Annotated in this window: 16 protein-coding genes (1 of these 16 only partly in view); 9 read left to right on the forward strand and 7 right to left on the reverse strand. The window is 59.9% G+C overall.

What is annotated here, in order from left to right; translation table 11 throughout:
- Window positions 1–2,120 carry the beginning of a non-ribosomal peptide synthetase gene (locus JOE29_RS11860; protein WP_210079544.1) on the reverse strand. It extends 7,378 nt beyond the left edge of the window, so only the first 2,120 of its 9,498 coding nucleotides appear in the window; the start codon lies at window positions 2,118–2,120; its stop codon lies off the left edge, out of view.
- Window positions 2,121–2,410: 290 nt separating this feature from the next.
- Here JOE29_RS11860 and JOE29_RS11865 point away from each other — a divergent pair, with 290 nt between their 5' ends.
- Window positions 2,411–3,184: a LuxR C-terminal-related transcriptional regulator gene (locus tag JOE29_RS11865; RefSeq protein WP_017279728.1), complete on the forward strand. Its 774-nt coding sequence runs from the start codon at window positions 2,411–2,413 to the stop codon at window positions 3,182–3,184.
- An 87-nt stretch (window positions 3,185–3,271) separates the two neighbouring features.
- Here the strand turns inward: JOE29_RS11865 and JOE29_RS11870 are convergent, their stop codons facing one another.
- The 3 genes from JOE29_RS11870 to rpiB all read right to left on the reverse strand — a co-directional run bounded on the left by JOE29_RS11870 (window position 3,272) and on the right by rpiB (window position 7,226).
- Window positions 3,272–5,647 (reverse strand): glucose/quinate/shikimate family membrane-bound PQQ-dependent dehydrogenase, encoded by a 2,376-nt coding sequence (locus JOE29_RS11870; protein ID WP_137983926.1) that lies wholly within the window; start codon window positions 5,645–5,647, stop codon window positions 3,272–3,274.
- A gap of 69 nt (window positions 5,648–5,716) precedes the next feature.
- Window positions 5,717–6,697, reverse strand: a complete 981-nt coding sequence (locus tag JOE29_RS11875; RefSeq protein ID WP_003346768.1) for a sugar-binding transcriptional regulator — start codon at window positions 6,695–6,697, stop codon at window positions 5,717–5,719.
- Between the two features lie 67 nt (window positions 6,698–6,764).
- Window positions 6,765–7,226 carry a ribose 5-phosphate isomerase B gene (rpiB, locus tag JOE29_RS11880; protein WP_003395470.1) on the reverse strand — a complete coding sequence of 154 codons (462 nt, stop codon included), beginning with the start codon at window positions 7,224–7,226 and terminating at the stop codon, window positions 6,765–6,767.
- A gap of 278 nt (window positions 7,227–7,504) precedes the next feature.
- On the opposite strand from rpiB, the gene JOE29_RS11885 reads away from it, so the two are divergent.
- The 7 genes from JOE29_RS11885 to dhaL all read left to right on the forward strand — a co-directional run bounded on the left by JOE29_RS11885 (window position 7,505) and on the right by dhaL (window position 14,769).
- Window positions 7,505–8,992 carry a sugar ABC transporter ATP-binding protein gene (locus tag JOE29_RS11885; protein WP_058446174.1) on the forward strand — a complete coding sequence of 496 codons (1,488 nt, stop codon included), beginning with the start codon at window positions 7,505–7,507 and terminating at the stop codon, window positions 8,990–8,992.
- Window positions 8,989–9,966: an ABC transporter permease gene (locus JOE29_RS11890; RefSeq protein WP_003410438.1), complete on the forward strand. Its 978-nt coding sequence runs from the start codon at window positions 8,989–8,991 to the stop codon at window positions 9,964–9,966. Before JOE29_RS11885 ends, JOE29_RS11890 begins: the two co-directional genes overlap by 4 nt.
- Window positions 9,967–10,009: 43 nt before the next feature.
- On the forward strand, window positions 10,010–11,020 hold the full coding sequence (locus tag JOE29_RS11895; RefSeq protein ID WP_003395474.1) for a substrate-binding domain-containing protein: 1,011 nt from the start codon (window positions 10,010–10,012) through the stop codon (window positions 11,018–11,020).
- Window positions 11,021–11,156: 136 nt separating this feature from the next.
- The gene (locus JOE29_RS11900) at window positions 11,157–11,912 is read left to right on the forward strand and encodes an SDR family oxidoreductase (protein ID WP_057406174.1); all 756 of its coding nucleotides are present in this window, start codon (window positions 11,157–11,159) and stop codon (window positions 11,910–11,912) included.
- A gap of 29 nt (window positions 11,913–11,941) precedes the next feature.
- Window positions 11,942–13,057: an erythritol/L-threitol dehydrogenase gene (locus JOE29_RS11905; RefSeq protein WP_004417774.1), complete on the forward strand. Its 1,116-nt coding sequence runs from the start codon at window positions 11,942–11,944 to the stop codon at window positions 13,055–13,057.
- Between the two features lie 55 nt (window positions 13,058–13,112).
- Complete coding sequence (locus JOE29_RS11910) at window positions 13,113–14,114, forward strand: dihydroxyacetone kinase subunit DhaK (RefSeq protein WP_210079545.1); 1,002 nt, start codon at window positions 13,113–13,115, stop codon at window positions 14,112–14,114.
- A gap of 4 nt (window positions 14,115–14,118) precedes the next feature.
- Window positions 14,119–14,769 carry a dihydroxyacetone kinase subunit DhaL gene (dhaL, locus tag JOE29_RS11915; protein WP_046270114.1) on the forward strand — a complete coding sequence of 217 codons (651 nt, stop codon included), beginning with the start codon at window positions 14,119–14,121 and terminating at the stop codon, window positions 14,767–14,769.
- A gap of 12 nt (window positions 14,770–14,781) precedes the next feature.
- Here the strand turns inward: dhaL and JOE29_RS11920 are convergent, their stop codons facing one another.
- The 3 genes from JOE29_RS11920 to JOE29_RS11930 are packed head-to-tail and all read right to left on the reverse strand — an operon-like array spanning window position 14,782 to window position 18,385.
- Window positions 14,782–15,867, reverse strand: coding sequence for an aromatic ring-hydroxylating dioxygenase subunit alpha (locus tag JOE29_RS11920; protein WP_003395486.1), 1,086 nt, complete (start codon window positions 15,865–15,867; stop codon window positions 14,782–14,784).
- A complete protein-coding gene (locus JOE29_RS11925) occupies window positions 15,852–17,468 on the reverse strand; it encodes a GH3 auxin-responsive promoter family protein (RefSeq protein WP_170963848.1) in 1,617 nt (538 codons plus the stop codon). Before JOE29_RS11925 ends, JOE29_RS11920 begins: the two co-directional genes overlap by 16 nt.
- A complete protein-coding gene (locus JOE29_RS11930) occupies window positions 17,468–18,385 on the reverse strand; it encodes a fatty acid desaturase (RefSeq protein ID WP_137983530.1) in 918 nt (305 codons plus the stop codon). The genes JOE29_RS11925 and JOE29_RS11930 overlap by 1 nt, the downstream gene beginning before the upstream one ends.
- A gap of 137 nt (window positions 18,386–18,522) precedes the next feature.
- On the opposite strand from JOE29_RS11930, the gene JOE29_RS11935 reads away from it, so the two are divergent.
- Window positions 18,523–19,389, forward strand: coding sequence for a metal-dependent hydrolase (locus JOE29_RS11935; protein ID WP_170963847.1), 867 nt, complete (start codon window positions 18,523–18,525; stop codon window positions 19,387–19,389).
- The last annotated feature ends 14 nt before the right edge of the window (window positions 19,390–19,403 follow it).

Below are 19,403 nucleotides of genomic sequence, written 5' to 3' on the forward strand. Positions count from 1 at the left end.
GTGGGAAGAAAGCTCACGTCCAGCGGTTGGGCGCGCCACCAGTCGAGCATGGCTTCAATGTCCTCGCCACCTTCCTGGACCGGTGCCACATGCAGGGTTGCGCCAGCGCACAGGGTCGGCCAGACCTCCCAGGCCATCGCATCGAAACCGAAGCCGGCCAGGCAAGAGGTATGACTGCCCGCCTTCACATCGAAAGCCTGGCAGTGCCAGTCAACCAGATTGGCCAGGGTTCGATGCTCCACCATCACGCCTTTGGGCTGGCCAGTGGAGCCGGAGGTATAAATGACGTAGACCAGATTGTCGCTGCCCAGCCCCGCTACCTGCGGATTGTTCTCGGCGCCCTGGCCGTCGATGCAGTGGTCCAGTTCGATCAGCGGCACTGCCAGCGGCGGCAGACGCTCGATCAGCGAAGACAGGGTCAGCACCACCACCGGCGCACTGTCACTGAGCAGATAGTGCAGGCGTTCGCGCGGGTGCGACGGGTCGATGGGCACATAAGCCGCCCCCGCCTTGAGAACGGCCAGCAGCCCTACCAGGGTTTCCAGGCCACGGCGCGAAACGATTGCCACGCGATCGTCAGGACATACGCCTTGGTAGATCAGACGCTGAGCCAGAGCATTGGCCTGACGGTTGAGTTGCGCGTAGGTCAGGTGTTGCCCCTGAAAAATCGCCGCCACGGCATAGGGGCGAGTACGGGCCTGCTGTTCGATGCGTCGATGAATCAGTTGCTCGTCGCCCGCAACGCTTTCAGTCTGATTCCAGACCTGCAGTTGCAATTGCTCGGCAGGTGCAGACAGCTGGAAGTCCTGAATTTTAAGCGCCGGGTTTTCCAGCCCTTGCTCCAGAATGTGCAGCAAACGCCCGGCAATCGCCGAAGCCTCGTCATCTTCGATCCAGGCACGGTGATGAACCAAGTGCAGCGAGGCATCGTCGTTGCAACTGTTGCTGCGCAAGTGCACGGCCAGCGGCGTCGCTTCGTAGCCATTGGACACTTTTACCGTCTGTGCCTGCGCATCGGTGTAGCAGTAACCATGGTCTTCCAGCTCGTAGGACACCGACACTTCAAACAGTTGCGCCCTTCCCTCACGTGACAATTCGAGGGTGCGATTGAGTTCGCTCAAGGGGAAGCGCTGGTGACGGAAGTCACGTTTCAGTGCGTCGCGCACCTCGACCACCAAGGCACCGAAGTCCAGCTCTTCGGCAAAGGCCATGCGCACGGCACTGACCTGAGCAAAGTGACCCAATGTCGCCTTGAAGCGCGCACCACTGCGATTGAGCAGCGGCAGCCCTACGATCCACTCGTCGCGTTGCGCAGTGCGTGTGAAATAGACATGCAGAACCGCCAGCAATACATGAAATGCCGACGCATTGTGGCGCTCGGCAAATTGTTTCATACGCGCATGCAAGGTACCGGGAAGCGGCTGCACCCAGGCGTGGGATGGCGCCGGGTCAGTCGCACGACGGTTGTGATAGCGCGACACCAGCAACGGCTCTGGCAAATCACGGTATTTTTCCAGCCAATAGGCCCTGTCCAGCGAATAGCGTTGCGACGCCTGATACCTTGCGTCGTCGGCAATGAATGCGCTGTACCCCGGTGCTAGCAGTTCGGGGTCTTTACCTGCGATCAATGCGCTGTAAAGCTCGCCGAGGGACTTGAACAGCTGCGCAAACCCCCAGCCATCGATAATCAGATGGTGGGCCTGACCTGCCAGCCAGTGCTGATCATCAGCCAGACGGATGAGACAGAAGTCGAGCAATGGGCTGCCATCCAGCACGTACGGGCGGCGCATGTTGTCATTGATCAGTGCTCGCGCTGCCTGTTCCGGCTCGGGATGACCGCTGACGTCGTGCAACGGCAAGGACACCGGCAGGCAAGGCGCGTACGACTGAAGCGGCATGCCGTCCGCTCCGGCACCGGGCATCAGGACCGTGCGCAGCACTTCATGTGCGCAAACCAGTTGCTCCAGCGCCTTGTGCAGGGTCGTCGGGTCGACCGCTCCAGACAGTTGCAGGTAGCCGCCGATGTTATAAAGCGGGGACTCACCGCGACTGATCTGATCAAGCCAGACGTCGCGCTGAGCAGCGGTCAATGGGTAGGTTGCGGCGCTGGAGGCGAGCATGGCTCAAGATCCTTCTTGGCGGGTAGGCAGCGGATTAAGCACTGCCGTCCCACATGTGTATGGCCCCTTTAACCCGGACAGTGCCGTACGGCCAAATGCCACCGCAGATCCACTTTCAGCGGATTGCAATCCTGTCCCTGTTTTTTGTTACAGACGCAGGATGAAAGGTTAGGCTGAATACCCGGAGACCAAGTGCCATCATCAGGCTTATCAGTAAGTGCAATCAGTAGTTGCCGCGCAGCAGTTCGACATGGTCCGTTTTTGCGCGGTCGGAATCAGGAAAGCTCAAGATGAACACGGCGCAACATTTCGAGTACCACGACGACCCACGCTTTTATCTGCAACTGGCCAAACTGGTGTCCAGTACGGGCGACGACACCTTTGCCGGGCACATGCTGCAGTTGGTGGATTCGCTGGTGCCCATTCACGGGCTTGGCCTCAGTGAATGGACGCTGGACCTGCGCGAGAGCAGCATCAGTCGTATCAATCCGCTGGGCAGTGCGGGCCTGAAGCATGACCCTCCCGGCAGCGAGGCCACCGGCCATCCTCTGCTACCCAGCATTCTGCACATGCAGGACCCGTTGCTGATTCAGCTCAAGACCCCGCTGAGCGCGCAACATCCTCAGCACAACACCCACCAGTGCAATCTGGTGTCCAGCCACGGCGAACGTCGGCTGATCATCTGCTTTTATCGGCTGACTGCGTTGCGGGCGTTTTCGCTGACAGAACTGTCCTTGCTCAAAAGCCTCTCCGATACGCTGTTGCCGCTGGTCGAGCACCACGCGCAGAGCCTCGCTCAGTCCAGCAACAACGCCACCCGCGTCGAACCTGAGCCTGGCTCGCTGGATCAGGCATTCACTGGCAGGCTTGCACAGGACTCGGTCACACTTTCAGCACGCGAGCAGGAAGTCTGCCTGGGCTTGCTGACCGGTGGCACCGTGGCTGAAATGGCGCAGCGCCTCAAGGTCAAGAACAGTTCGGTGGAGACCTACCTCAAGCGCGCTACCGCCAAACTGGGCGTCAGCGGACGACATGGCCTGGCGCGCTGGATGGCAGGCGATTGAAGCGCGTATGCCCTGGTGAATGAACTGCAGCGATACGCGCCCGTAAAAAAGGGCCACTAAAGGCCCTTTCGCACAGACGCTTCTGTTTCAATCAACCCGGAAGGCAATCACGCTGTCGCCCAGCGTCGTACCGAGCGATCCGTGACCGCCAGCAGCGATGACCACGTACTGTTTGCCGTCGTTGCCGGTATACGTCGAAGGAATCGATTGGCCACCCGCGGGTAACTCGTGTTCCCAGAGCACTTTGCCGCTATTGACGTCGTAGGCGCGGAAAAAGTTATCCGCCGTCGCGCCGTGAAAAGCCAATCCGCCTGCCGTCACCATCGGACCGCCATGGGCGACCATGCCCATGGGAAAGCCAACCGGAAAACGTCCCTGCATGAAGCTGGTCTTGAGGTTTTTGGTCGTACCGACCCGACGCATCCATTGGGTCTTGCCGGTCGTCAGGTCGACCCCGACCATGGTCCCCCACGGTGGCGCTGTGCACGGGATGCCAAGGCTCGAGGCGAATCTGGAAATACGGATGGCATAGTCACCGTCGAAGTTCTCGTTCCAGTAGGGCTTGCCCTCCTGGGTGAACAGGCGTTTTTCCTGGGCCTGCGCGGGGCGTTTGATCAGGTTGTAGACATACGCCAGACGTACCGGTGCGGCGATCAGCAACTGGCGGTCAGGGTCCACGGCCACCGAACCCCAGTTGAACACGCCTATATTGCCGGGATAGATCAGCGAGCCTGACTCGGTGGCCGGTGTCCAGGGGTTACCGTCATAACGAAGTGTGTTGTAAGCGATCCGGCAAGCCATCTGGTCAAAGGGCGTAACGCCCCACATGGACTTCTCGGTCAACACCGGCGGGATGAAGTTAAGTCGCGAGACCGGCTGGGTGGGTGCAAAGCGCTCGCCTTCGACACCGCCATCGGTGCGCACACTGACCTGATCGACAGGCACGATCGGCTGCCCTGTCAGTCGGTCAAGCACGAAAATGTTGCCGACCTTGGTCGGCAATACCACGGCAGGCTGGTGGTTGCCGTCCTTTTCCAGATCCAGCAGTGAGGGCTGCGAGGGGTTGTCGCGATCCCAGAGGTCATTGTTGGAGGTCTGGAATTTCCAGCGTAGCGCGCCGGTCTTCAGGTCGAGTGCCACCAGCGCATCGCGAAACTGCTCGGTGTTGCTGTCGGGGTTACGCCGGGTGCCGGTTTCGTCGGGCGAAGCGTTGCCAAACGGGACGTACACCAGACCGTTTTTAACATCGGCGCTCAGGGTTGCCCAAGCGACCGGCGTATCTTGCGGATAGTTCTGGTCAGCCGCTATGGGTTGCGTGTTGTCCGGGTTTTGCGGATCGAAATTCCATACCAGCCGGCCGGTGATGACGTCGTAGGCGCGAATCACCCCGGACGGGTTGCCGTCGTTATAACCGTTATCCATGATCGAGCTGCCGATCACGATCAGATCGCCCGCAATCAGTGGCGCGGAGGTCTGCATCAGCGCGTGCGGGCGGATCGTGCCCATGTTGACGCTCAACTCGATCACCCCGCCGCTGCCGAAGTCGCTGCACAGGTTGCCGCTGTCGGCATCAAGCGCTACCAGTCTGGCATCTGCAGTCGCGGTGATGATGCGTTTGCCACATTGAGCCGGCTGTTGTGGCTGACCCGTCGAGCTGGAGGCCGCGGAATAATAGCTGACGCCACGGCAGGTCTGATGCTGTTGCAGGTACGAGCGTTTTTTTTCGGGGGTGTATTTCCAGGCCAGTTGCCCGGTCTGCGGGTTCAGTGCATGCACTTCGTTATGAGGCGTGCACACGTACACCCGGTCGTTGATCTTGAGGGGCGTCGCTTCAAAGGTGTACTCGCCAGCGTCCTTGTCCTCATCACGCAGGTCGCCGGTGTGGTATTCCCATGCGACTGACAGCTTGCCGACGTTGTCCGGGTTGATCTGATCGAGGCTGGAGAAGCGCTGGCCCGCGTTGCTACCGCCATATGCAGCCCAGTCACTGCCTGCCGACTCGGCGCTGCGGGAGGTCGCCACGTTGTCGATCCGCCCCTGCTGCGGGTACGGATCGTGAAACATCAGCGCAATCACGATCAGCAGCATTGCGCCAAGCGTACCGCCAAGCAACGGATGAAAACGACGCTTATCGGTGCTCGAGCGCGCCTGATAAAGCGGCCGCACTACCCAAGGCATGGCCAGCCACAGGCCGATCAGTGCAAACAGATCGCCGCGAGGGATCCACTGCCATCTGTCGAGGCCGGCTTCGTAGATGATCCAGAGCAGAATCCCCCACATCATCAAGGCATACAGGGTAAGTGCCGATTTCCTTTTCAGGAATACCAGGGTTGCTGTGGCCAGCAAACCCAGGGCAATCACCGAGTAGGCCGGTGAACCGCCGGCAGCCACCAGTTGCGCGCCCATGAACAGCAGAATGAGGCTGAGTATCGCGATGACGATACCGGTCACTTTGAGAATCATCTTCCTTGCCCTTTATTGTTATCCGATCTTGCGCAGCGACGCTTTCGACCACGGATTTCGCCCGTAGTGTCAGTTTTTGCGTGTCGCGTCATCCAGGGCAAGGATGGTATGGGCGTTGGTGACGGTGGTTGCCAGGGTGTTGATCACGCCTGAGCGCAAGGCACCCAGCGTGGCGGCCGCCTTGGTGTTTTCACTGGCGATGGCCACTACATCCGGGATACGAAACAGTTCCTGCACGGTAAGGCCGATCACCCTGCCCTGTATGGCATTGACCGCAGGCTGACCGTGAATGTCGATGAAGTCATAGCCCATCATGTCGCCCACCGTGCCGGACAGCCTGGCCTGGGCGATTTCCTGCGGGGAGAACCAGCCCATGCGCACCATATTACTGTTCTCGCTCATGTCACCGATACCGATCAGCGCCATGTCGGCACGCCGCGCACGGTCAAGCGTCGAGCGCACGGTGTCGTTGCTGATCAGAACACTGCGCAGTTCGGGGTTGGCGACCAGCGCCGGGGCGTACAGGCTCTCGCTTTCGCCACCGAAGCGCAGCGCCAGACGGCGGCAGATGTGGTCGGGGTTCATGTACTCGCCCGCCTTGAGCGAACCGCCGATGGCACAGACAAATGTGCAATTGCGCGTCACCGGCAGGAAGACGTTGTCCGCAACCGCACCCACATTGCGGCCCATGCCTACCGCGACGATCATGCCGTCGCCGAGGGTCTTGTTCAGGTAATTGGCAACCAGGCTGGCGACCGCCGAGCGCTGGGTGTCCGGGTCGCTGTGGTCGACTGCAATCAACGCCCTGTCCAGTTGAAAGCGCTCGACCAGCGCCAGTTCCAGCTCGTTGTTCATCGCCGGGTGCTGCAGCACCCGTACTTCGACAATCCCTTCATCACGTGCGCGTTTGAGCAGTCGGCTGACTTTTGCGCGCGACAGGTCAAAGCGTTTGGCGATGGCCTCCTGAGTGACGTTCTCAAGGTAATAGAGCATCGCGACTTCAGTCATTAGGTCGATGTCGCTGGCCATGCGCTGGGTACTGTCACTCATGTGAACGGGCTTCCGTTTCGGCGTCAAAGGCACATTCTCCCTACTCCCGCCCTGTCCCGTCCACTGACTATTGATGCCCGTCACGCTCTATCGCATTGATGCGTTCGACCTTGGCGCCGGAGCGCGCGGCTTCGAACTCCGACTCCAGAAACGATTTGACGATGCTTTTCGCCAGTTCAGTGCCGATCACCCGTGCACCGATGGAAAGAATTTGCGCATCGTTACTCTTGCGAGCCCGCTCGGCCGAATAGGTGTCGTGAGCCTGGGCCGCACGAATGCCGAAGACCTTGTTGGCGGAGATGGCCATGCCTATTCCGGTCCCGCAGACCAGCACGCCAAGCCGCTGCTGCCCGGCATTGATCGCTGTGGCTACGGCCAGAGCAATGTCCGGGTAAAGCACCGGCGCCGTGGAATGAGTACCGAAATCGGTTACCGGATAACCCAGCGACTCGATATGGCGCTTCAACAATTCCTTGAGTTCATAACCCGCTTCATCACATCCGATAGCCACCGGGAAAGGTGTGTTCATGGCATCAGGCTCCACTGCCGGGGTCTTATTATCTGACCAAATGTTCAATCGGTGAAATTCCGATCAGTCATTTCTGAAACATTAACCCGGTTCTGTCAAGCAAGTTTTCCAACGAATCCTGAACAAAAGCTCAGAACTGCCGCAGGACTGCCTTTAAGCGGACACTTGAAAACTTTTACAGGAAACAGATTGACTGATCAGAATTTCATTTGGTACACATATGCTCACTGAGCAACGCATCAGCACCTAATAAGAATTCACAGCACGAGGACACGCCAATGGCCAAGCCATTACTGCTCCAGGCTGAACACGTCACCAAGGCTTACGCTGGCATCCCCGCCCTGCGTGACGGGCGTCTCTCATTGCGAGCCGGAAGCGTGCACGCCCTGTGCGGCGGCAATGGCGCGGGCAAGTCCACTTTTCTGAGCATTCTGATGGGCATCACCCAACGTGATGCCGGGACCATCCTGCTCAACGGCGAGCCGGTGCAGTTCAATCGTCCCGGCGATGCTCTGGCAGCCGGGATTGCGATGATCACCCAAGAGCTGGAACCCATCCCCTTCATGTCCGTCGCCGAGAACATCTGGCTGGGCCGCGAGCCACGTCGGGCCGGGTGCATTGTCGACAGCAAGGAACTGAACCGACGCACCCGCGCACTACTGGACGAGCTGGAATTCGACGTCGACGCCACCAGCCCCATGCATTTGCTGAGTGTGGCGCAGATACAACTGGTGGAAATTGCCAAGGCCTTCAGCCATGACTGCTCGGTGATGATCATGGACGAGCCCACCTCAGCCATCGGCGAGCGTGAAGCGCAAATCCTGTTCAAGGCCATCCGCCGGCTTGCCGCCCGGGGCGCAGGCATCATCTATGTTTCCCACCGCCTCAGCGAGCTGGCACAGATTGCCGACGATTACAGCATCTTTCGCGACGGCGCCTTTGTCGAGAGCGGACGCATGGCCGATATCGACCGGGCACACCTGGTGCGCGGCATCGTCGGCCAGGAGTTGCAGCGTGTCGATCACAAGGTCGGCCGCGAATGCACGGTCGAATGCTGCCTGAAGGTCGAGGGCCTGAGCCGCAACGGCGAGTTCGAAGACATCAGCCTGCACGTGCATCACGGCGAAATTCTCGGCATTTATGGGCTGATGGGCTCGGGTCGTAGCGAGTTCCTCAACTGCCTGTACGGCCTGACCACACCGGACGCCGGCAGCGTCACCCTGCAAGGCAAGCCACTGCCGGTCGGTCTGCCCAAGGCGACCATTCGCGCGGGCGTTTCGCTGGTCACCGAAGACCGCAAGGACAGCGGTCTGGTGCTCAGTGGCAGCATCCTGTCCAACATCGCGCTGTCGGCTTACCGCCGGCTGTCGAACTGGTCGCTGATCGATGCCCGCAAGGAGCACAGGCTGGCCGAAGACATGGTCAAGCGCCTGCAGATCAAGACGACGTCGCTGGATCTGCCCGTCGCGTCGATGAGCGGCGGCAACCAACAGAAGGTCGTCCTCGCCAAATGCCTCTCCACCGAACCGGTGTGCCTGCTCTGCGACGAGCCGACCCGGGGCATCGACGAGGGGGCCAAGCAGGAAATCTATCACCTGCTGGATCAGTTCGTACGCGCTGGCGGGGCCGCCATCGTGGTCTCTTCGGAGGCGCCGGAGCTGCTGCGCCTCAGTGACCGAATCGCCGTGTTCAAAGGTGGCAAGCTGGTGACCATCAGCAGTGATGCCGATCTTTCCCAGGAAGTCCTGTTGAGTCTTGCCTCATGAATGCCAAAACCATTATCGCACCAGCCTCCACGTCTCCACGCAGCCGCCTGCGCCTGTCTCTCGACCGTTTCGGCCTGCCGCTGGTGTTCATTCTGTTGTGCCTGGTACTGGCGTTTGCCAGCGAATATTTCATGACCTGGCGCAACTGGATGGACATCCTGCGTCAGACCTCGATCAACGGCATTCTCGCGGTCGGCATGACCTACGTGATCCTGACCAAGGGCATCGACCTTTCCGTCGGATCGATTCTGGCGTTCGCCGGATTGTGCAGCGCACTGGTGGCGACCCAGGGCTATGGCCTCTTGGCAGCGGTCAGCGCAGGCATGTTTGCCGGCGCCATGCTCGGCGTGGTCAATGGCTTCATGGTCGCCAATCTTTCGATTCCACCGTTCGTCGCCACCCTGGGCATGCTCAGCATCGCCCGCGGCATGACCTTCATCCTCAACGACGGCAGTCCGGTGACCGACCTGCCAGAAGAATACCTGGCGTTGGGTATCGGCCGGCTCGGCCCGATTGGTGTGCCGATCATTATCTTCGCGGTGGTCGCACTGATTTTCTGGATGGTCCTGCGCTACACCACCTACGGCCGTTACGTGTACGCCGTCGGCGGTAACGAAAAGAGCGCACGCACCTCCGGTATCGGCGTACGCAAGGTGATGTTTTCGGTGTACGTGGTTTCCGGGCTGCTCGCCGGCCTGGCAGGCGTAGTGCTGTCCGCCAGAACCACCTCCGCCCTGCCCCAGGCCGGCATGTCCTACGAACTGGACGCCATCGCAGCAGTGGTCATCGGCGGGACCAGTCTGTCCGGAGGCACCGGCAGCATTGTAGGCACCCTGTTTGGCGCACTGCTGATCGGCGTGATCAACAACGGCCTGAACCTGCTCGGCGTGTCCTCCTATTACCAGCAGGTCGCCAAGGGCCTGATCATCGTGTTCGCAGTGTTGATTGATGTGTGGCGCAAGAAAAAACGCTAAACCGGCATGAACGACTGACTACAACAATAACGAGGTTCTTATCATGAAATTCGGTACATCCCTGGCCGCTGTCGCGGCGTTCTCCCTGCTCGCCAGCAGTATCTCCATGGCCGCCGATGGCAAGACTTACAAGATCGGCGCGGCGGTGTATGGCCTCAAGGGTCAGTTCATGCAGAACTGGGTGCGTGAGCTCAAGGAGCATCCGGCGGTCAAGGACGGCACCGTGAAAATCACCGTGTTCGACGGTAACTACGATGCGCTGACCCAGAACAATCAGATAGAGACCATGATCACCCAGCACTACGATGCGATCATTTTCGTGCCCATCGACACCAAGGCCGGCGTCGGCACGGTGGCCAGGGCGATGGAAAACGACATTCCGGTGATCGCATCGAACACCCGGGTTGCCGGCAACAAGGTGCCTTACGTCGGCAACGACGATGTCGAGGGCGGTCGCCTGCAGGCACAGGCCATGGTCGACAAACTCAAGGGCAAAGGCAATGTGGTGATCATCCAGGGGCCGATTGGCCAGTCAGCACAAATTGATCGGGAAAAAGGTGAACTGGAAGTCCTGAGCAAACACCCGGACATCAAGATCATCGAGAAGAAGACCGCCAACTGGTCCCGGGCCGAAGCCCAGACCCTCACTGAAGACTGGCTCAACGCGCATCAGAACGGTGGCATCTCCGGGATCATTTCGCAGAACGACGACATGGCTCTCGGTGCCCTGCAAGCGGTGATGTCGCGCAACCTGAAGCCTGCCGATGTGCCGATCACCTCCATCGACGGCATGCCTGACGCCATCCAGGCGGCGAAGAAAAATGAAATCACGACCTTCCTGCAGGACGCCCAGGCCCAATCGCAGGGCGCCCTCGATGTCGCCCTTCGCACCCTGGCCGGCAAGGACTACAAGCCGCAGTCGGTGATCTGGGAACGCTACGCCAAGGACGTCAAATGGGGCGACGGCACCGACAAGAACTACATCCTGCCCTGGGTGCCGGTCACCGATGCCAACGCCGATGCGCTGTACAAGCAGGTCAGCGGCGGCAAGTAACCGGTCTGAGATTCCCGCTTCTGCCCGAAGGGCGTGGGAGCGAACCGGGCGACGCTTCGCTCCCACGGCCTTCGGCCAGAATCAAAAGCTAACGTGTTTGAATCTTCAAAAAAACAGCGCTACAGGAGTCATCTTCATGTCTGAATTCTGGAACAAGGCGTTCGATCTCAATGGCCGTTGTGCGGTCATCACCGGCGGAGCAGCCGGGATTGGCCTTGCCTGTGCCAGCCTGCTGGTCGCGCGCGGCGCGCGGGTCGCACTGCTGGACCGTGACCCGGCAGTGGCCGAGGTTGCCGCCGGCCTGGGCAGCGGGCACCTCGGTATTGCGGTCGACCTGCGCAGCGTCGATCAGGTCAACAGCACCATCGACAGCGTCTTCGAGCATTTCAAGCGTATTGATTACCTGATCAACAGTGCCGGGGTTGCCGTGCTGGACAAGGCTGTCGACGTCAGCGAAGAGGCCTGGGACACGACGCTGGAGATCAACCTCAAGGCCAGTTTCTTCGTCGCCCAGGCCTGCGCGCGACACATGCTCGGCCAAGGCAGCGGACGCATCGTCAACCTTGCCTCGCAGGCCGCAGTCATTGGCCTGGACAGGCACGTCGCGTACTGCGCGAGCAAGGCCGCAGTGGTCGGCATGACCAAAGTGCTAGCCATGGAGTGGGCACCGCACATCAACGTCAACGCCATATCGCCCACCATCGTCGAGACTGCGCTGGGCAAAAAGGCCTGGGCGGGCGAAGTCGGAGAACGGGCCAAAACACAGATCCCGGCAGGCCGCTTCGCTCAGCCGGAGGAAATAGCCGGGCTGGCCCTGTACCTGCTCAGCGACGCAGCCAGCATGATCACCGGCGAAAACGTAGTGATCGACGGCGGCTACAGCATCCAGTAATTCATTTTTCTGTCGTGAGGTTCATCGTCATGTCCACCGTCACCGAACGCACTGCCGAACAACTTTCACCGGTCATACCGAAAACCATGCAGGCCGTGGTCTGCCACGGTCCGGAAGACTACCGGCTGGAAACCGTGGATGTGCCGACTCCCGGCCCCGACGAAATCCTCACAAAGGTCGAGCTGTGTGGCATCTGCATGGGCGACATCAAGACCTATCGCGGCGCGCCCTCGTTCTGGGGCGATGCCGAGCAACCTCGCTACGTCAAACCACCGATGATTCCAGGCCATGAATTCGTCTGTCGCGTGGTGGCGCTCGGCCCTGGTGCCGAAAAGCGTGGCGTGCAGATCGGCGACCGGGTGATCTCCGAGCAGATCGTGCCGTGCTGGGGCTGCCGCTTCTGCAACCACGGACAGTACTGGATGTGCCAGAAGCACGACCTTTACGGCTTTCAGAACAACGTGCAGGGCGCCATGGCCCAGTACATGATTTTTACCAAGGAAGGCATCATTCACAAGGTGCCCGACTCGATTGCCCCGGACGAAGCCATTCTCATTGAACCGCTGGCCTGCTCGTTGCACGCAGCCGAACGGGCCGATGTCGATTTCGACGACATTGTGGTCGTCGCCGGGGCCGGCACACTCGGCCTCGGGATCATTGGCGCGGTGCGCATGCGTAACCCGAAAAAACTCATCGTTCTCGACATGAAGCCCGAGCGCGCCGCCCTCGCCCTGCGCATGGGTGCCGACGAGGTGTGGAACCCGGCCGAGGTCGATGTGCTGGCGAAGATCCGTGAGATAACCGACGGCTACGGTTGCGACATCTATATAGAAGCCACCGGACACCATAAGGCGGTCAATCAGGGCCTGGCGATGCTGCGCAAACTCGGACGCTTTGTGGAGTTCAGCGTATTCAACGATGAGGCCACAGTGGACTGGTCGATCATCGGTGACCGCAAGGAGCTGGACGTGCTCGGTTCTCACCTTGGTCCCTACATGTACCCGCGCGCCATCGACTTTATCGGCAACCGCAAGATCGACATGCGCGACGTCGTCACGCACAAATTCCCCCTGGCGGAGTTCAAGGAGGCGTTTGCCGTCATGGAGCGAGGTGATAAATCATTGAAGGTGGTTCTGGAACCCTGATCCGCCCGATGCTTATAAGCCCGATCCTTATAAAAAGAACACAGGAAATCGCGTTATGAACCGAGTGATAAACGATCCGGACCAGGTGGTCGAGGACATGCTGCGCGGCATTCTGGTAGCGCACCCCGAACTGTCGCAAAGTGAAGGTAACCCGCGGGTCATCAGCAAAACCCGCCCTTCAGAACAAGGGCACGTAGGGATTGTCACCGGCGGCGGTTCCGGTCATGAACCGGCCTTTCTTGGTTATGTCGGTCCCGGGCTGGTGGATGCAGTAGCGGTCGGCGAGATTTTTTCCTCGCCCACGGCCAAGAGCTTTTTCGACGCCTTCCGCGCGGCCGATCACGGTGCAGGCATCGCCTGCCTGTACGGCAACTACGCGGGCGACAACATGAACGTGAAGCTGGCGATGAAAATGGCCGCCAGCAAAGACCTGCAAGTGCGCACGGTGGTGGCCAACGACGATGTGGCCTCGGCACCGAAATCCGATATCGCCAAGCGACGCGGAGTGGCCGGGGAAATTTTCATGTGGAAGGTCGGCGGTGCTGCGGCCGCACACGGCTACGATCTGGACGGCGTGATCCGCGTCGCGCAGAAAGCCGTTGATCACTGTCGATCCATCGGTATCGGCCTGACACCCTGCACCATCGCGGCGGTCGGCAAGCCCAACTTTCAGATCCCCGACGGCAAAATGGAGCTGGGCATCGGCCACCATGGCGAACCGGGTATCGAAGTCATCGACATCGAGTCTGCGGCGGCCATGGCAGAACGCATGCTGGCGCCGATTCTGGCCGATCGGGATTTCAGCGTGGACGACAGCGTAGTCGTGCTGGTTTCAGGCCTTGGAGCAACGCCGGTGATGGAGCTCTACGTGTTCTACGCCGAAGTGGAGAGCCTGCTCAAGGCCCGGGGCTTGAAAATCCATCGCTGCTACGTGGGCAATTACTTTACGTCGCTGGAGATGATGGGGGTAACCCTGACGCTGCTGGGCCTGGACGCCGAGCTGAAAAAGCTGATCGACCACCCTTGCCGTTCCATCGGCATGACCCAGGCGGAGTGAACCAATGAGCGAACAATTCTCTACCCAGCATGGCACTGCCATCGTTGCCGACCTGGTGAGCGTGATCGTCGCCAACCGCGAATACCTCAGCGAAGTGGATGGCGCGATCGGTGACGGCGACCATGGCATCAACATGGCCAAGGGCTTCGCCCACTGCGGTCGTACCATCGAAGGCCGCCAACTGAGCCTCGCCGAGGCGCTGGATGAGCTGACCCTGAGCCTGATGGAAGGCATCGGCGGCTCCATGGGCCCGCTGTACGGCAGCCTGTTTATCGGCATGGCCGACCAGGTGCGCGGCTGCGAGCAGATCGACGCGGCTGCCTTCGCCAGTCTGCTACGCGGCGGTCTCACCTCACTGCAGGACATCACCGAAGCCGGGGTCGGCGACAAATGCCTGATGGATACCCTGATTCCGGCCGTCGAAGCCTTCGAGCAGGCCCATGCCCGAGGTGAATCATTCAGCGCGGCACTCGATGCGATGAAAAGCGCTGCATCACAAGGGCGCGATTCCACCCGTGATCTGGTAGCGAAGATAGGCCGAGCGAGTCGCCTCGGCGAACGGTCGCTCGGCGTGCTGGATGCAGGCGCGGTGTCGTGCTGCCTGATACTGACGCAACTGGCGGATTCAGTGCAGCCGAGGCTGAAAGACCGTTAAAGCACAGCGCGATCAAAGCTCGAATCGAATCCGCCGCTCGCGGCGCTGTGCCTCCGGCAGCGCCTCGCCGCGTCGGACCGCAGCAAGCAGTTGCTCGACGCCCACATGGATTGCATCGGCAGGCACATTGCACGGTTTGAAACCAGCCGCATTGTCGAGCCCTTCGCGATGCGCCTGAATGATTCTGACGTCCTGTTGAATCACGATGTGCGTGTACAGATGGATGAAAGGACGCAAAATTCTCAATACCCAGCGCGGCACTGGAAAACGATAGGCAATGTAGGTGTAGACCCGCGACTGGCGATCATCGACAGGCGTGATCTGGCTCACGATCAGGAAGCCTGAGCGTGCCCCCCAGAGGTAATCACAAAACGTCACATTAGGCGCCAGAAAACGATCCGTATGCACAAGTGGCTCGGCGTCCGGGTTGGTCAGCCATTGCATCATCCCGATCTCGTCGACTTCGTCGTGATAGACAACCTCGATGCTCTGCGCCTTGCAGGAGAGCGTCGCTTCCATGGCTCGACCGCTGCTTGAGCGAAAAATACCCTCGTGAACGAACACGGTGTGCGGCACGTCCAGAAAGTTCTGCACCAGACTGCCGACATCGGCATCGAAGGTGTTGACCATGAAATAGGATTGCCACGGGCGTTCGCCATAGGCAGGCAGCCGGAATATCGGTGTTTCGCGAGCATCGCGCGTGCCGGTGTACACCCAGACCAGGCCATCCTGTTCGCAGACGGCAAAATGGCGCTGCCGGTAGCGATAGTCAGGCGACTTCGCTGCGCCCTGCCTGGCGTCTACGCTGGGAATATGCACCACCTGGCCGTTCGCGTCATAGCGCCAGCCATGATACGGGCACACCAGACAATCATCGGTGATTTTGCCGGCTGAAAGCCTTGTGCCACGGTGCACACACTGGTCCAGCAACGCAGCGGGCTGCCCGTCGCGCTGGCGAAACAGAACGATATTGAGGCCGAGTATCCTGGCCCGATGCGGCTTGCCTTTGCGCAGCTGCTTCTGCGTGCACGCTACATACCACTGCTCAAGCGTGCCGTCGTCACGGGTATCGGTTTCACTGATCAAAGTTGAGGGCATTCAGGTTCTTCCGTGATTGCAAGGAGCGCGTCAGCCGTGTCCAGACGGCTGATCAATGCACGCGGCTTGACGTCGCCTGCACGAATACCCGTCGACTCTGCAGCGCGCTGCAGCAATTCTGCGAGTTTTTGCGCTCCTCCACAGACGAAACGCATACGTACCGGGCCCAACTGACCCAGCGTGCGCGCATGTGCATAGTGAAAGGAGCGCTGCAGGGCCATTTCAATATCGTTGGCCAACGCATTGCGGCAAATGCTTGCCAGTGTCGTCGTTGAGGTACACAGCAGCACCACATAATGCGGCAGTGCGCTGCTGGAGTCGGGTATCAGGCATGCGCTGTCGGCTGCGTCCATGCATTGCGCAAGGGCTCGCTCGACCAGTTGCTCATCGAGCTTCTCGCCCACCAGGTCACAGGTAATTGCGCAACGCCCGACAAACTCCACACGCGGAGTCCCGGCGAGCTTACCGACTACGCGCACCCGATCACCCAGTGCATACCGGTAAAGACCTGCACCGGTAGTCAGCAGCACTTGCGCGGTTTCACCCATACGCAGGGCGTGAGCTTCTTTTGGCAGCCCGTCATCCCCGATGAATTCCAGATAATGACTGCCTATCGCCAACGGGCAGCCAGCCCCTTCGCCAAACGGGAGGCTGACCACGCCTTCAGTCGCGAATAATCCTTTGGGCAACCAGCTTGCCTGAGGGAAACGCGCAGCCAGTTGCTGGGCGTATACACGACTCGGTCCGTCCATCCAGCAACTTACCGCCGCAAGACGAGGCCACAACTCGGTGAATACCCCATGAGCAAGGGCGTGGCGTAAGGCTTTTTGGCGAGTTGCCGGCAACCTTTCTTCGAGCCAGGCAACTATCTGCCGACTTTCAGGCGATTCAGTGTCGAGCAGTGGCTGTAGCAGGCTGGTCAGAAACGTCGGGCTCCACACGCTGATAAAGCTCAGTCCGGCATCTGCAATCAGGGCGAGCAGCGTTTGTCTGCGCCAGTGCGCCACGTCGCTGGCCAGTTCAGGAATCAGCAATGTGCCGGCCAGCCCGGCGATTGCGCTGCCTTGCAGATATTGCAGATCGCTGGCACTGCCGATCGGTATGTCATTGGCCGTCATTGCCGGCTGCTGCAAGGGCGGCGACATGGACCAATACCCGCTGCCATGGCTGATTTCCGGGACCTGGCGGTACATATCCGCCAGCCACACCGTCAGGGAACCCTGCAATTGGCCAAGGAATTCCTGCGTATAGGGGATGTGTTTCTGCACTGCACTATTGCCGCTGCTGCGCTCGAAGAACAACGGCGGACTGGCGGTCAGTATCGGCCCTTGTTCATGCTGCGCACGCTCGATCCAGGGCTGCAATTGGGCATAGGTATGTATCGGTACCCGCTTGCGAAACTCTTCGGAATCGCGGATTCCGGCAAAATCATGAGCTTGGCCGAAGGCGCAGTCACGGCTGGCCGACAGCATCCGCAGCAGTAAGCGCTGCTGAGATTCTTCGGGTTGCTCGAACAGACGCTGCCAGTGATCGAGCGTGACGTAAGCACTGTCCATGAACGAGCGCCACAAGGCTCTTTTCACATCATCACCCGCCAGCATCAAAAGTAGGTCTTGTCGAGCTGGGTCAGGTCATCGGGCAGTCGCTGCGGAGGCATGAACACCTGTAGCCAGCCGAACCACAGAGGTCGGGTTTCCTTTGGATTGGATGCCGCGTAAATGTGCTGCCAATGCATCTGTGAATGGCGATGGTGAGTCAGGTTGTAATTGAAGTTGAGGAATGCCCAGCGGACCACGCGTGGCGCCCGCATGTTGTAGGCACCTTCGACGACATCTATCGGGGTGCGCATGTGATAGACCCATTGCAGCGATGACCAGGAAAAACCGAATGCGATATAGGCCATCAGAACCACTTCCCAAGACCAGCCAAGCAGGTAAGCACACGTCAGCCAGACGATAATGCCGGTGATGACTTCCTTGCGGATGCGCCGAAAGTCGCTGATCGAGAAATCCTTGAATGCCGCAGCGTAAGTATTGACCTCACCGCTCTGCGACCATCGATCAGCTAGACGTGGCGGCAGCAAAGGCAGCAGCAGGCTGCCGACGAACGCCGCCAGCCAGATACCGCCGAGCACCGCAAAATAGTATTCCAGCCGTTTACGCAGCAGGGATTCATCCGGCATCGCAAAATCGGCCAGTTCGGCACGTGTGCGGTTCCGTGAGTGGTGCCCGAGGTGATTGATGTGGATCAGCGTCGCGGACGCCCCAAACAGGGTCGAGGCCCAGCACATCATCAGGTAATTGACGGTTTTGTCGCTGTGCGCAAGGCTGTGAAATGCCTCGTGCATCATCGAGAACACACCCTGCATGACCAGACAGAACGGAATCAGGATCAGCCATTTCCATGGACCTGCGCCAGTGTGGGACAGCCAGGTAAGCGTAGCGCCCCAGAACAGCGTCTGAAGCACCAGCACAGCCAGGTTGGCCTTGTCGAAACGGCGTGCCGGGTGAATATCCATATATAACTGCGCCTGAATGACCACATTCGAAAGCCCGGAAGTATACCTGCCCGAGCGCCAGTATGGTTATTCGGCAGTTTCAAGCCTGCCGGAGTCTGGCACACTGTGCACCTTGATATCACGGTAAGCCGAGCACCATGTCGCTCTTCAAACGCATCCTGTCCAGGCGCTCGGCGGCCATGCTCTCCCCGCAGGCGATCCCGCACCGATCAATACGCTTCACCTTCGATGACAGTATCCCGCGCTACTGGCATGGCGGCCGCACGCACACCACGCGCTTTTTCGATTGTCTGTCGTTCATGTTTCCCCAAGGGGAAAAAATCTTCATCGAGAGTGTGGTGCACTTTCGCCACCTGCTCGACAGAGGCAGCGCTCTGGACAAGGCCGTCGACGATTTCGTCTATCAGGAGGCGTCGCACATCCGCGAGCACCGTGCCTATAACCTGCTTCTGGGCGCACAAGGCGCGCCGGTCGAAAAACTGGAACGCATGCTGTTGCGGCGCAGAAAGGAAAGCGAGCGATTACCGGCCAGCTTTCGTCTGGCACTGACGGCCAGCCTTGAACACATAACCGCAATACTGTCCGAGCAGATTCTGCGAAACCCGGCCTTCATGGCGGGCGCCGACCCCACGATGGCCCGCCTGTGGCGCTGGCACGCAATGGAGGAAATCGAGCACAAGGCTGTGGCCTATGACGTGCTGTGCAAAGTAGAACGTAACCCGCTAAGGCGTTACCTGCTTCGTTGGGTGGCGATGACGAGCCTTTCGGTGTATTTCACTTTCGACCTTACTTACTTCACCTATCACCTCGTGCGCGGGGACCGGCAACACCGCAACTGGCGCGAATGGCTGCGCCTGCAATGGTGGTTGTTCGTCAATCCCGGCCTGCTGTCGCGCATCGTGCCTGCCGGGCTGTTCTGGTTCGCTCCGGGCTTCCATCCTGACCGAATCGACACACGCGAGCTGCTCGACAACGCTCGCCAGGCACTTGATGAACAGCGCTGAACGCAGCTTTCGGG

Source organism: Pseudomonas sp. PvP009 (genome assembly GCF_017832995.1).
GTDB lineage: Bacteria > Pseudomonadota > Gammaproteobacteria > Pseudomonadales > Pseudomonadaceae > Aquipseudomonas > Aquipseudomonas syringae.